The sequence below is a fragment of the Streptomyces sp. NPDC012466 genome (assembly GCF_042955215.1).
Classification (GTDB): domain Bacteria; phylum Actinomycetota; class Actinomycetes; order Streptomycetales; family Streptomycetaceae; genus Streptomyces.
Genome location: NZ_JBIBEQ010000011.1, coordinates 32789 through 45336, shown reverse-complemented (window position 1 = coordinate 45336; position 12548 = coordinate 32789). Strand labels below are relative to the sequence as shown.

General features: G+C 72.2%; 14 protein-coding genes. 5 read left to right on the top strand and 9 right to left on the bottom strand.

All coding sequences use genetic code 11. The features are described from left to right. Window positions 1-39: 39 nt before the first annotated feature. From ACFY9E_RS33090 to amaP, 5 genes are read left to right on the top strand one after another with little or no spacing between them, the layout of a single operon-like run. A complete protein-coding gene (locus ACFY9E_RS33090) occupies window positions 40-513 on the top strand; it encodes an Asp23/Gls24 family envelope stress response protein (RefSeq protein ID WP_390990371.1) in 474 nt (157 codons plus the stop codon). Between the two features lie 45 nt (window positions 514-558). Continuing rightward, a complete protein-coding gene (locus ACFY9E_RS33085) occupies window positions 559-741 on the top strand; it encodes a hypothetical protein (protein ID WP_390990369.1) in 183 nt (60 codons plus the stop codon). Next, a complete protein-coding gene (locus ACFY9E_RS33080; protein WP_390990367.1) occupies window positions 738-1121 on the top strand; it encodes a hypothetical protein in 384 nt (127 codons plus the stop codon). The genes ACFY9E_RS33085 and ACFY9E_RS33080 overlap by 4 nt, the downstream gene beginning before the upstream one ends. Then, window positions 1118-1813, top strand: coding sequence for a DUF6286 domain-containing protein (locus ACFY9E_RS33075; protein ID WP_390990365.1), 696 nt, complete (start codon window positions 1118-1120; stop codon window positions 1811-1813). The genes ACFY9E_RS33080 and ACFY9E_RS33075 overlap by 4 nt, the downstream gene beginning before the upstream one ends. Beyond that, a complete protein-coding gene (gene amaP / locus ACFY9E_RS33070) occupies window positions 1810-2397 on the top strand; it encodes an alkaline shock response membrane anchor protein AmaP (protein ID WP_390990363.1) in 588 nt (195 codons plus the stop codon). The genes ACFY9E_RS33075 and amaP overlap by 4 nt, the downstream gene beginning before the upstream one ends. A gap of 6 nt (window positions 2398-2403) precedes the next feature. Here the strand turns inward: amaP and ACFY9E_RS33065 are convergent, their stop codons facing one another. From ACFY9E_RS33065 to ACFY9E_RS33025, 9 genes are all read right to left on the bottom strand, one after another. Then, on the bottom strand, window positions 2404-3159 hold the full coding sequence (locus tag ACFY9E_RS33065) for an SDR family oxidoreductase (RefSeq protein ID WP_389969850.1): 756 nt from the start codon (window positions 3157-3159) through the stop codon (window positions 2404-2406). Between the two features lie 5 nt (window positions 3160-3164). After that, window positions 3165-4949, bottom strand: coding sequence for a glycoside hydrolase family 15 protein (locus tag ACFY9E_RS33060; RefSeq protein WP_390990361.1), 1785 nt, complete (start codon window positions 4947-4949; stop codon window positions 3165-3167). Window positions 4950-5072: 123 nt separating this feature from the next. Next, window positions 5073-5870, bottom strand: coding sequence for an SURF1 family cytochrome oxidase biogenesis protein (locus ACFY9E_RS33055; protein WP_390990358.1), 798 nt, complete (start codon window positions 5868-5870; stop codon window positions 5073-5075). Window positions 5871-5919: 49 nt separating this feature from the next. After that, window positions 5920-6153 (bottom strand): hypothetical protein, encoded by a 234-nt coding sequence (locus tag ACFY9E_RS33050; protein ID WP_078615365.1) that lies wholly within the window; start codon window positions 6151-6153, stop codon window positions 5920-5922. Between the two features lie 79 nt (window positions 6154-6232). Continuing rightward, window positions 6233-7234, bottom strand: a complete 1002-nt coding sequence (locus ACFY9E_RS33045) for a DEDDh family exonuclease (protein WP_390990355.1) — start codon at window positions 7232-7234, stop codon at window positions 6233-6235. A gap of 360 nt (window positions 7235-7594) precedes the next feature. Beyond that, complete coding sequence (locus ACFY9E_RS33040) at window positions 7595-8572, bottom strand: CopD family protein (protein WP_390990352.1); 978 nt, start codon at window positions 8570-8572, stop codon at window positions 7595-7597. A gap of 95 nt (window positions 8573-8667) precedes the next feature. Next, complete coding sequence (locus tag ACFY9E_RS33035; RefSeq protein ID WP_390990349.1) at window positions 8668-9198, bottom strand: hypothetical protein; 531 nt, start codon at window positions 9196-9198, stop codon at window positions 8668-8670. A gap of 77 nt (window positions 9199-9275) precedes the next feature. After that, the gene (locus ACFY9E_RS33030; protein ID WP_390990347.1) at window positions 9276-10802 is read right to left on the bottom strand and encodes a S8 family serine peptidase; all 1527 of its coding nucleotides are present in this window, start codon (window positions 10800-10802) and stop codon (window positions 9276-9278) included. 62 nt (window positions 10803-10864) lie between these two features. After that, window positions 10865-12394, bottom strand: a complete 1530-nt coding sequence (locus ACFY9E_RS33025) for a S8 family serine peptidase (RefSeq protein ID WP_390990344.1) — start codon at window positions 12392-12394, stop codon at window positions 10865-10867. Window positions 12395-12548 lie beyond the last annotated feature (154 nt).

Below are 12548 nucleotides of genomic sequence, written 5' to 3'. Positions count from 1 at the left end.
CGGTGGTCCCAGGACGACGACCGAAAAGGACGTACGGCGATGACTGACATGACCGAGAACCGGGGCGGGGAGTCCGAAACGCCGGCGGTGCGCAGGAGTCCGCTGGTCAAGCGCGGTGGAGGAGACCCGGGTTCCCGGGGCCGGACGACCATCGCGGACGGCGTGGTGGAGAAGATCGCCGGGCTGGCCGCCCGTGACGTCGACGGCGTACACGCCATGGGCAGCGGCCTGTCCCGCACCTTCGGCGCCGTGCGCGACCGCGTGCCCGGCGGCCAGAAGTCGGTGTCGCGCGGCGTGAAGGCCGAAGTCGGCGAAGTGCAGGCGGCCCTCGACCTGGAGATCGTCGTCGAGTACGGCGTGTCGATCGCCGATGTGGCCCGCGACGTACGGGAGAACGTCATCACCGCCGTGGAGCGGATGACCGGTCTGGAGGTCGTCGAGGTCAACATCGCGGTGAGCGACGTGAAGCTGCCGGACGAGGAGGAAGAGGAACCGGAGCGCCGGATCCAGTGAGGTACGGGCATCGGACGGCACAGCGGCTGAGGAGCTGAGGAGCGCATGAGCATGGCCGTGGTCGGCATGATCGCCGGCATGGCGCTGGCCTTCGCCGGATATTTCGGCGGATTCGGTGCCTTTCTGCTGGTGGCGGCACTGGGCGCCGTCGGCTTCGTCGTCGGGCGGTTCCTGGACGGGGACCTGGAACTCGGCGACTTCTTCCGTCCCCGTGAACGGCGGCGGTGACGCCGGTGAGCACGGGCACCGGTGAGCTCGACAGACCTCGGACCGCCGTCCCGCCGGCCGAGCGCGGCGCGACCCGGATCGCCGACCGGGTGGTCGCGAAGATCGCCTCGCAGGCGGCCCGCGAGGCCGTGGGCACGCTGCCACCCGACGCCGACCGGCCGTCCGCGTCGGTCGTCGTGCACCGTGAGGTCGCCCACGTCCGGGTCCACATCGAACTGGACTACCCGTGTGACATCGGTGCCCGCTGCCGCAAGGTGCGCCACCAAGTCGTCGAGCGGGTGGGGTCCTTGGTGGGCATGCAGGTGCCGGAGGTCGTCGTCCAGGTGGAGCGGCTGCATCTGGTCGCGGCGCCCGGCGCGGGAGAGGGGAGGACGCGATGAGCGAACCGCAGGGCACGGAGCCCCCCGAGGGCACCACACAGCGGCTGCCCGTCCTCGGCCGGCAGGAGACGCAGAACGGCGACGGACCCGACCCGTCCGGGACGCCGGCCGCCGACGGACCACCACCGGCGTCCCGGGACGAGGGCGGCCGCGTGGGCCGCTTCTGGTCGGCGCGCCGCGTCCCCGCGGGCATCGTCGCCCTGCTGCTCCTGGGCCTCGCCGGGCTGTTCCTCTACGACGTCGTCTCCGTGCGCGCCGGCCGGCCCGGCATGCACTGGCGCCGGGCACTGGCCCGGCAGCTCGCCGAACGGCCCCTCGACGACACGTGGGTGCTCGTCGGCGCCGGGATCGCCGCCGCCCTCGGTCTCTGGCTGCTGACCCTGGCCGTCACACCCGGCCTGCGGGCCGTGCTCCCCATGCGGCGCACACACGCCGACGTACGCGCCGGACTGCACCGGGACGCCGCCGCGACCGCGCTGCGGGACCGGGCCGTGGAGGTGGCCGGTGTGCAGTCGGCGGGGGTCCGGGTGCGCCGCCGGCGGGCGGTCGTCCGCGCCATGTCGCACTTCCGGGAACTGGACGACGTACGAACCGATCTGGACGCCGTGCTCGGCGACGCGGTCCACGGGCTGGGGCTGTCCAAGCCGCCCTCGCTGTCGGTGCGCGTCCGCCGGCCCGGCCGGAAGGGGTGAGAGCGGTGCTCAGGAGCGTCAACCGCGTGTTCCTCGGGCTGGTCGGCCTGATCCTGCTGGTGCTGGGCGGCTCCGTCCTGGCCGTCGGCCTCGGCGCCCCGGTGCCCTCGTGGTGGATCCACGACAGCAAGCACGACGTGCTGCTGAACGACGCCGAGCGCACCCGCTGGCGCGACGACGGCTGGTGGTGGCCGGTCGTCATCGCCGCCCTCGCGGTCCTGCTGCTGCTCGCCCTGTGGTGGCTCGTCGCCGTACTGCGCCGGCGCCGCCTCGCCGAGGTCCTCGTCGACACCGGCGACGGCGAGGGCGCGCTGCTGCGGGGCCGGGCCCTGGAGAACGTCCTCACCCAGGAGGCGGCCCACATCGACGGCGTGGACGGGGCCCGTGCCCGTCTCAAGGGCCGCCGCAGCACCCCCGAGGCCCACGTGCGCCTCGCACTGGAACCACACGTGGACCCGGGGGCGGCCCTGAACGACTTCACGACCGGCGCCCTGAGCCACGCCAGGGCGTCGGCGGGCCTTGCGTCACTTCCGGCGGAAGTGCGGCTGAAGGGCGTCAAGCACGGTGCGGAACGGGTGAGTTGAGCGGCCTCAGAATCCGTGCCGCGCGCCGCCGTCGACCGGCACCATGACCCCGGTCAGATACGAGGCCGCCGGCGACATCAGGAACGCCGCCACCCGCCCGAACTCCTCCGGCGCCCCGTACCGCCGCAGCGGAATGCGGGACTCCGAAGCCGCCCGGGTCGCCTCGGGGTCCGCCGACAGCGCATCCAGCTGCCGCACCCGGTCGGTGTCGATCCGGCCGGGCAGGACACCGACCACCCGGATACCGCGCGGCCCCAGCTCGTCGGAGAGCGACTTGGCGAAGCCCGCCAGCCCCGGCCGCAGCCCGTTCGAGATGGTCAGCCCCGGAATCGGCTCGTACACCGACCCGGACAGCACGAACCCGATGACACCCCCGGCCTCCATCTCGGCGGCCGCGGCGCGAGCCAGCCGTACCGCACCGAGGAACACCGACTCGAACGCCGTCTGCCACTGCTCGTCCGTGTTGTCCGCGACGAACCCGGCCGGCGGCCCGCCCACGCTGACGAGGACGCCGTTGAAACGGCCGAAGTGCTCCCGCGCGGCCCCGATCAGCCGGGCCGCCGCCTCCGGGTCGGCGTTGTCGACGGCGACCCCGACCGCGTTCGGTCCCAGCTCGGCCGCCGCCTCGGCCACGCTCTTCTCGTCCCGCCCCGAGACGACCACCTTCGCCCCGTCCGCGACGAGCTCACGCGCGGTGGCGTTGCCGAGGCCGCGGGTGGCCCCGGTGACGACGTACACCCGGTCCTTCAGTCCAAGATCCATGGTCCCTATCCTGCCCCGTCCTCGCCGAACAGGGCGAGGGCGGTGTTCACCAGGCCGATGTGGCTGAACGCCTGCGGGAAGTTGCCGAGCTGCCGGCCGGTCGCCGGGTCGAACTCCTCGGAGAGCAGCCCGACGTCGTTGGCGTGCCCCGCCAGCCGCTCGAACAGCTCGCGGGCCTCCTTCGTACGGCCCGTCATGTGCAGGGCGTCCGCGAGCCAGAACGAGCACACCAGGAAGGTGCCCTCGCCACCGGGCAGCCCGTCGACCTCGCCGTCGTCCGTGCTGTAGCGGCGCAGGAAACCGCCGTGGGACAGCTCCTCGCGGACCGCGTCGATCGTGCCGATCACCCGCGGATCGTCCGGCGGCAGGAAGCCGACGCGCGGGATGAGCAGCAGCGCGGCGTCCAGTTCGCGTGAGCCGTAGGACTGCGTGAAGGTGTTGCGTTCCGGGTCGTAGCCCTTTTCGCACACCTCCTGGTGCACCTCGTCGCGCAGGGCGCGCCAGCCGTCCGGATCGCCGTGCAGTTCCGGATGGCGCTCCAGGGTGCGTACGGCACGGTCGGCGGCCACCCACACCATCACCTTCGAGTGCACGAACTGGCGGCGGCCGCCGCGTACCTCCCACAGCCCCTCGTCCGGCTGCTGCCAGTGGGTCCGCAGGAAGTCCAGCAGGGCCGTCTGCAGCGCCCACACGTCCGGCTGGGCCGACAGGCCCGACTCGCGGGCCAGCGACAGGGAGTCCATGACCTCGCCGTAGACGTCCAGCTGGAGCTGTTTCACGGCGTCGTTGCCGATGCGCACGGGGGCCGACCCGGCGAAACCGGAGAGCCACGGCAGCTCGAACTCGGGCAGCCGCCGCTCACCCGCCAGGCCGTACATGATCTGCAGATCGGCAGGATCGCCGGCGACCGCCCGCAGCAGCCAGTTCCGCCAGGCCTCGGCCTCCTCCTGGTAACCCGCCGCGAGCAGCGCGTTCAGGGTGAGGGTGGAGTCGCGCAGCCAGCAGTAGCGGTAGTCCCAGTTGCGCACCCCGCCCGGCTCCTCCGGCAGCGAGGTCGTGGGGGCGGCGACGATGCCGCCGGTGGGGGCGTAGGTGAGCGCCTTGAGCGTGATCAGGGAGCGGACGACGGCGTCCCGGTGGGGGCCGTCGTAGCGGCAGCGCGACACCCAGGCCCGCCAGTCCTCCACGCTGTGGCGCAGCGCGTCGTACGGGTCGACGAGTGGTGGGCGCTCCTCGTGGGAGGGGTGCCACGTCAGGACGAAAGCCACCTTTTCGCCCTTCTTGACGGTGAACTCCGCGTGCGTGCCGAAGTCCTCGCCCCAGCTGTGCACCTCCGGCTCGCTGCGCAGCCAGGTCGAGTCCGGGCCCGCCACGGCGACCCGGTGACCGTCGACGCGGCGCACCCAGGGGATGATCGAGCCGTAGTCGAAGCGCAGTTTGAGGACGCTGTGGAGCGTCACCTCGCCGTCGAGGCCCTCGACGACACGGACGAGGTCGGGGGCGCGGTCGCGTTGGGGCATCAGGTCGGTGACCCGGACCGCCCCGTGCTCGGTCTCCCACTCGGTGTCCAGGACGAGGGTGTCGCGGCGATAGGCCCGCCGGGTGCAGCGGTCCGCCCCCACGGGGGCGATGCGCCAGTGTCCGTTGTCCTCGTCGCCGAGCATTCTCGCGAAGCAGGCGGCCGAGTCGAAGCGGGGCAGACACAGCCAGTCGACGGATCCGTCCGTGCCGACCAGGGCCGCGGTCTGTTCGTCGCCGATGAGCGCGTAGTCCTCGATGCGGGGGTGCACGGAGTGCGGGTTCCCGGCAAGTCACCACGGCAATCCGGGCGGGGGCCGGGGGAGTGATGTGTCCTTGCCGGCAGGGGCGGTGCGTCGGGTCCCGGTGCCCCGGGGCCGAACCGTCGCCGGTGGCTACACCGCTGCCGGCTCGGTCTCCGTCGCACCGGACCGGGCCGCCGCCTCCTGAGCCCGCTCCCGTGCCTCGCGCCGGGCCAGGACGACCCAGCCGACCGGGACGGCCGCGGAGAACAGCCACCACTGGACGGCGTAGGCGTAGTTCAGCGCGGCGTCCTCCTTGCCGGGGTCGCCCAGCAGCTCGGGGACGTCGCCCTTGGGCTCGGGAGCCGTCTGGGCGATGTAGCCGCCGAGCACCCGGGCGTCCAGGCGGCGGGCCTGCTGCTCGCTGTTGATCAGCATGATCTGCCGGTCCGGCAGGCCCTGGAGGTTCTTGATGCCGCTCGCCGCGGTCGTCTCGTCGGGCATCAGCCGCCCCTCGACGGTCACCTCGCCACCCGGCGGTGCGGGGACCTTCGGGAACGTGGTCTGGCTCGGGCCCTCGGAGGGGATCCAGCCCCGGTTGACCAGCAGCACCTTGCCGTCGTCGAGGACGAACGGAGTCAGGACGTGGTAACCGACCTCGTCGTCGGAGTTGGTACGGCGCCGGACGACGACCTCGTCCTCCGTGTCGAAGCGGCCCTTCGCCGTCACGGTGCGGTAGCGCTCCGCGCTGGTGACGGTGTGCCCGGGGGTGGTCAGCTTCTCCACGGGCACCGGCTCGGCCGCCAGCGCTTCGGTGACCAGCTGGTTCCGGGCGGTGCGCTCCTCGTAGCGGTGCATCTGCCAGATGCCCAGCCTGATCATCGTGGGGATGAGGAGCAGGGCGACCAACGTCAGGATCACCCACTGCCGGGACATCAGGAAGCGGTACACCCCACGACCGTACAACTCGGTCGTGGGGTGCATTCAGGTGGGTACGGGTTCACACCTTGTCGACAATTCCTGCCTTTCCCTCCGCGCGGGCGCAGTGGGCGCCGCAGTACCAGTGGCCCTCGACCTCGACGCCCTGGCCGATGATCTGCACCCGGCAGTGCTCGCAGATGGGGGCCATCCGGTGGATCGCGCAGGAGAAGCAGTCGAAGACGTGCACCGCGCCCTGCGCGTGCACCTCGAAGGTCATTCCGTACTGATTGCCACATACCTCACAGGTCGCCATGCGCCACAGGGTGAGCCGTCGCCCCCGCGCGGGCGAGCGGTCGCCGGGCGAGTCGCCCGGTTATCACCCGTCCGTACGGTCATCCCTCCGACGCCGGCTCCACATCCGCGAGGAGTTGCCCGAACGCCGCCTCGTCCACGACCGGCGTCCCGAACTGCCGGGCCTTGACGACCTTCGACGTGCCCGAGTCCGGGTCGTTCGTGACGAGCAGGCTGGTCAGCCGGGACAGACTCGTGGCCACGTGCAGCCCGGCCTCGGTCGCGCGGTCCTCCAGCAGATCCCGCTCGACGGAGGTGTCACCCGAGAAGGCGACCCGCATGCCCTGCTTGAGCCGCCCGCCCGGCTCGTAGCGGCCGGGGTTGGGGTGGGGGCAGGCGGGGCGCTTGCGGGCCGGGCGCCAACTGCTCGGCCGGTAGCTGCCGTATCCTCCCGGGCCCGCCTGCTGTCCGATACGGGGGGCGGCGGGGCGGTCTTTCCACTCGGTCAGCGGCCGGCACTCGTGCAGCGGCAGCCGCACGTTGTTCGCCGCCGCGGCCCGCAGGCTCGGCCGGAACGCCTCCGCCAGCACGCGGGCGTCGTCCAGCGCGTGGTGCGCCCGCTGCTGGACGACGCCGAAGTGCGCGGCGAGGGACTCCAGCTTGTGGTTGGGCAGCGGCAGCCCGAGCTCCTTGGAGAGCGCGATGGTGCACAGCCGCTGCCGCACCGGCGCCTCGCGCTCGGCGCGCGCGTACTCCCGGGCGATCATCTGCCAGTCGAAGACGGCGTTGTGGGCGACGAGCACGCGTCCCGCCAGCCGGGCCGTGAACTCCTCGGCGATGTCCGGGAAGAGGGGCGCGCCTTCGAGCGCCTCGCTCGTCAGCCCGTGGATCCACACCGGGCCCGGGTCACGCTCGGGGTTGACCGTCGTGTACCAGTGGTCCTCGACCTCGCCGCGCTCGTCCAGCCGGTAGACCGCCGCGGAGATGATGCGGTCGTCCCGGGCCAGGCCCGTGGTCTCCACGTCAACGACCGCGTACCCCTTGGGATACGCGGCCGGCCACGGCGTGGCAGAGAACACTGCGGTCGTCAGGTCTTCCAGCATGGTTCCTGAGGATACGGGCCACGACTGACACCGCCGTCCGCCAGGGGCATCCGTCCGTTCTTCCGATACTCCCTCAGGCGTCCTGTCCGGTCTGTCCGTTCGTGGGGCGTACGTCTGATCGACACTCAGTCGATCAGCGGGGCGTCTCGTGCGCGGGCGTCCGTCGTCGCCCCGTACCGGACCGGCGGATATCGGCCGCCCGGGCCCGGCCGGCGGCACGCTCGGCGCGCTCGGCGCGCTCGGCGTGGCCTTCGCGCGCGGCATGAGCGGGTCCCGGGCACCCGGCCCGAGCCCGACCACCGCGAGCCGCCCCCGGGCGCGACATGAGGCGGGGTTCGGGCCGTCCGAGACGTCTCGGCGTCACCAGCGGATGGGCACCGGAAGCACCGTCAGCAGCCCGGACGCCGCGACGACCAGGCCCAGGGCGACGACCTCCGCCCGGGCCGGAGCGCAGGCGGTCAAGGGGTCGGCCGCCCGGCGCAGCCGTCGCCGGGCCCACAGGGCGAGGGCGGCGACCGTGGCCACGAGAAGCACCTTGGCGAGCAGCACACGCCCGTACGCCGTCCCCGTCAGCTGCTCCAGGATCGTCTCCGGCGGCATCCGGCGCAGGGAACTGCACACGCCCGTCGCGGTGATGGCGGCGAGCAGTACGACCGCCACGCGCGCGTAGAGCCCCAGCAGGGCCACGCCCGCCGCCGTGCCGTTCCGGGCGTGCCGGAGCCGCAGGACGCGCAGCGCGTGCAGCAGTCCGCCCGCCCACAGCGCCGCACAGAGCAGATGGACGACCGTCAGGCCGGAGCCGATGAGGGGGCTGTGCTCGGTCGTGGGGTGTGCGCGCAGGGCCTCGGCCACGACCACGGCGGCCAGCGGCCACACCTGGGTGGCCGGCCGGCGCGACCCGGAGCACAGCCCCGCCAGCAGGAACGCGTTGACCTCCAGCAGGGCGAGCTTGCCGTCCCGGGAGGCGTAAAGTCCCCCGGCGTCGATGTCCGCCAGGTCGTCCGGCACGAGATTGCCGGTGGCCACGACCGAGGCGAGCCCGAGGGCGGCGAGGAAACCGGCGGTGGCCGCGAGCGGGGACCAACTGCGGGGCACACCCCAGGGACCGCTGTCCGGCCCGGGCAGGGATCGCGCCAGCCGGTTCACGAACAGTTCGCCGACGGGTATGCACAGCGCCGCGAACAGCACCGTGCGCAGCAGGCCCATGCCGCCGGCGCCGGGCGCTTCGGCCTCCCCGGTGCCGCGCAGCGCGGCGGAGGGGCCGAGCAGCGGGATCAGCGCGGCCAGCGTCACCAGCACCAGGACGGCGACGGCCCGGCCCGTACCGGTGCGCCACACGGGCCCGCCTGAATCGGTCACCCCGGGTACGGGTCTTGGCGAAGTCACCCCAGGATCTTCACCAACCTCCACACGACCGGGCAAGTCGGCGGAACTCAATCACCCCGGGATGCGGCCGCCCACCACAGCCGCACCTCCTTGTGCGCGTCCGTCGGCCGCAGCTCCCACCCCTGTGCGAGCGCGACCTCGGCGACGTACCGGCCGCCGACGCCTCGGTAGTCCCGGAGGGGTATCGCACACTCCACGGGCGGCCGCGGCTTCTTCGGCTCGACCGGTGCCGAGGCCCGGGCGGTCCACTTGGCGACCGCCTTGTCCACACGCGCCTTGTAGTGGTCGACGTCGCCCTCATGACGCAGCTCGGGCCACGACACGCACCAGGAGGCCAGGCGCGCCACGCCACCGAGCACCCTGTCCGTGGCCTTCAGGAAGCGCCCTTCGAAGGAGTCGCTGAAAGGCGTGACGGCATCGGCGAACAGACTCAGTACGAAGATCACAGCCGCCACCGCCGCCCACAGCACACACACCACCGGGAACCACACCACGCTCCCGGCGAACCGCAGGGCCAACTGCCACTGCGGCCGCACGGGTCGAGCCGTCCACGTCGCCGGATCCTCGTACACGTCCATGACAATGAATCCTGCCGCAGACACGAAGCGGGCCGGGCGGGTGTCCCCGCCCGGCCCGGATCGCCTTCACACGAGCTCTACTTGGTGACCGCGTCCAGCGCGTCCGCGATGCCCCGGCCGTAGAAGCCGTTGCGGTTCTTCGAGCCCTCGCACACCGCGTCGATCTTGCCGTCGGCGTCGATGTCGTACGGGTCCGTGCACGGGGTGGCGTCGGCCTCCGCGTACAGCAGGGCCTTCACCAGGGCCGGAGAGGCGTACGGGTGCGTCGACTTGATGAGGGCGGCGACGCCCGCGACGTGCGGGGACGCCATCGACGTACCGGCCATGTAGCCCCACTTGCCGCCCGGCAGCGTGCCCAGGATGAGGCCGCTCGTGGCCGGCGCGTCCGGCTTCTGGTAGGCGGTCGAGTCGCCGCCCGGGGCGGCTATGTCGATGACGCCCAGACCGTGGTTGGAGAAGGACGACTTGATGCCCTTCGCGCCCGTGGAGGCGACCGTGACGACACCCGGCAGCTGGGTCGGTATGTCGAGGCACTCCGAGGGGTCGACGACCCGGTCACCCGGGGTGGTGTCGTTCGGGGACGACGGGTCGGTGATCTCGTCGGAGGCCAGGTCGTAGTTCTCGTTGCCGGCCGCGGCGACGTTGACCGCGCCCTTCTTCTCCGCGTACCGCGAGGCCCGCTTGACGGCCTCCACGAGCGCCTTCTGGTCCGGGTCGTTCTTGCAGTTGAAGTACCAGGGGTCCGTGTAATAGCTGTTGTTCGTCACGTCGACCCCGTGCTCGGCCGCCCACACGAAGCCGCACACCACGGCCTCGGTGTAGAAGAAGCCGGCCGTGGTGGACACCTTGATGCCGGAGACCTTCACGCCGGGCGCGACACCGGTCATGCCGACGCCGTTCTTGGCGGCGGCGATCTCACCGGCGACGTGGGTGCCGTGCGGGCTCTCCGCCGCGCTCGGCCGCCAGGCCCCGTCGGCCGTGTCCGGCTTGCCCGACACACAGTTGACCGACGCCTTACGGTCGAAGTTGGGCGCGATGTCGGGGTGGGTGTCGTCGACACCGGTGTCGATCACGGCGACCGTGACCTTCTTGCTGCCCAGCGACTTCTCGTGCGCCTTGTCCGCCTTGATGGCGGGCAGGTCCCACTGCTGGGGCTCCAGCGGGTCCTGCCCGGCGGGCGCCTCGGCCCGGGCGACCTCCGCCGCGCTCAGCACCTTCGGCGCGCCCAGGTCGCCCGTCGACGCCGAGGGCAGCGGCGCGGTGCGGGTGGCACCCGCCGACTGCACGCCGCGCACCGTGCGGATGGTCTTGGCGAAGTCGGCGTTGGAGGAGTGGACGACGATGACGCCGATCTGGTCGTACGACGTCACGATCGTGCCGCCGGCCTTGGCGACGGCCTTCTTCACATGCGCCGAAGTGCCGTGCCCCGGCTTGACGTTGACGACGTAGCTGAGCGGGGTCGCGTCGGCCCGGGCCGCAGCGGGAGCAGGGGCGTCCTCGGCGGCCGTGGCCATGGTGTTCGGCAGGAACGCGAGGGCCGTGGCCAGGGCCATCCCGGCCGGGATCGCGACGGCGCGACGGTGGCGCGCGTACGGCGCAGTCATGGTGTCTCCAGTTCGTTCACGGTACGAGCTGATCTTGCGGAAGGTCTCGGTGGCGGGTCGGGTCACTTGACCGCGCGCAGCGCGTTGACGATGCCGTGGCCGTAGAACCCGTTGACGCGCTTGCCGCCCTTGCAGACCGCGTCCTGGGTGCCGTCGCCGTCCTGGTCGTAGGCGGCGGGGCAGGCGGTCTCGTCGGCCTGGGCCTTCATCAGGGCCTGGAGCTGGGCCGGAGACGCCCAGGGGTGCTTGGACTTGAGCAACGCGGCGACACCGGAGGCGTGCGGCGAGGCCATCGAGGTGCCCTGCAGGAAGCCCCACGTGCCGTTCGGCAGGGTGGACAGGATGCGGCCGTCCTTCGAGGGCGTGTCCGGGATCTGGTAACGCCGGTCACCGCCCGGCGCCGCGACGTCGACGACACCCTTGCCGTACGTCGAGAAGTACGACTTGACGTTGTCGACACCCGTCGAGCTCACCGTGACGACACCCGGCAGCTGGTTCGGCACGTCGAAGCACTCGTGCGGGTCGATGGTGCGCTCGACCGGGGTGGAGTCGTCGGGGCTGGAGTCGTCGACGATCGCGTCCGCGTCCAGGTCGTGGTTGGAGTTGCCGGCCGCGGCGACGTTGAGCGTGCCCTTCTTCTGGGCGTACAGCTGCGCCCGGTTGACCGCGTCGACGATGGCCCGCTGGTCCGGGTCGTCCATGCAGTTGTACAGCCACGGGTCGACGTAGTAGCTGTTGTTGGTGATCTCGACGCCGTGGTCGGCGGCGAACACGAACGCGCACACGACGCTCTCCGGGTAGAAGAGGCCGTTCGCCCGGTCGGTCACGTTGATGCTGGACACCTTCACACCGGGAGCGACGCCCGCGACGCCGACGCCGTTGCGGGCGGCGGCTATCTCACCCGCGACATGCGTGCCGTGGTAGTCCTCGGCGGTGTAGGGCCGCCAGGCGCCCTCGCTGGTGTCGGGCTTGCCGCCGGCGCAGTTGGCGGACTGGGACGCGGAGAAGTTCGGGGCGATGTCCGGGTGGGTGTCGTCCACGCCGGTGTCGATCACGGCGACGGTCACCTTGCGGCTGCCCGGGTTGATCAGGGCGGCCTTGTCGGCGCCTATCGCGCGCAGGTCCCACTGGTCGGCCTCGAGGGGCTCGCTCTGGGGCGTCTTCGCCGAAGCGGCCTCGGCGCGCCTGGCCTGGGCGGCCGTCAGGTACTCGACCGCGCCCTCCTCCTTCGTCCCCGCGGCCGCCAGCGGCGTCGTCCGCGTCGCACCCGCCGACTGGACCCCGCGGGCCTTGCGGATCGTCTTGGCGAAGTCGGGGTTCGAGGAGTGGACGACGATCACGCCTATTCGCGCGTACGTGGCCACGACCGATCCGTCGGCCTTGCCGATCGCCTTCTTCACCGACGCGATCGTGTGGCGGTCCAGCTTGGTGTTGACGACGTACGCCAGCTTCGGCGCGTCCGCCGTCCGGGTGGCCGACTCCGTGTGCGGGGCCGCCGACGCGGCGGCCGGCAGGAAGCCCAGCGAGGCCGTCAGGGACAGCACGACGGGCACGGCGAGGGCGAGCCGGCGTCTGGAACGCAAGTGAGACATGGGGTCTCCACATCCTCCGGAAACGAAACCGGCCCGAGGCACAGGTGGTGCTCGGGCAGGTACATGACGTGGTGGTGCAGGGCGAAGCTATCCCGGCCCCTCGCTGGCCAGCAACGCTTTGTCGAAACGACTTCGGAAAGAACGCCGGGCCGTT

What these genes read in the sequence shown, in the direction of transcription:
- ACFY9E_RS33090 (WP_390990371.1), top strand. Translation starts at nt 40, where the DNA reads ATGACTGACATGACCGAGAACCGGGGCGGGGAGTCCGAAACGCCGGCG.
- ACFY9E_RS33085 (WP_390990369.1), top strand. Translation starts at nt 559, where the DNA reads ATGAGCATGGCCGTGGTCGGCATGATCGCCGGCATGGCGCTGGCCTTC.
- ACFY9E_RS33075 (WP_390990365.1), top strand. Translation starts at nt 1,118, where the DNA reads ATGAGCGAACCGCAGGGCACGGAGCCCCCCGAGGGCACCACACAGCGG.
- ACFY9E_RS33065 (WP_389969850.1), bottom strand. Translation starts at nt 3,159, where the DNA reads ATGGATCTTGGACTGAAGGACCGGGTGTACGTCGTCACCGGGGCCACC.
- ACFY9E_RS33050 (WP_078615365.1), bottom strand. Translation starts at nt 6,153, where the DNA reads ATGGCGACCTGTGAGGTATGTGGCAATCAGTACGGAATGACCTTCGAG.
- ACFY9E_RS33045 (WP_390990355.1), bottom strand. Translation starts at nt 7,234, where the DNA reads ATGCTGGAAGACCTGACGACCGCAGTGTTCTCTGCCACGCCGTGGCCG.
- ACFY9E_RS33035 (WP_390990349.1), bottom strand. Translation starts at nt 9,198, where the DNA reads ATGGACGTGTACGAGGATCCGGCGACGTGGACGGCTCGACCCGTGCGG.
- ACFY9E_RS33030 (WP_390990347.1), bottom strand. Translation starts at nt 10,802, where the DNA reads ATGACTGCGCCGTACGCGCGCCACCGTCGCGCCGTCGCGATCCCGGCC.
- ACFY9E_RS33025 (WP_390990344.1), bottom strand. Translation starts at nt 12,394, where the DNA reads ATGTCTCACTTGCGTTCCAGACGCCGGCTCGCCCTCGCCGTGCCCGTC.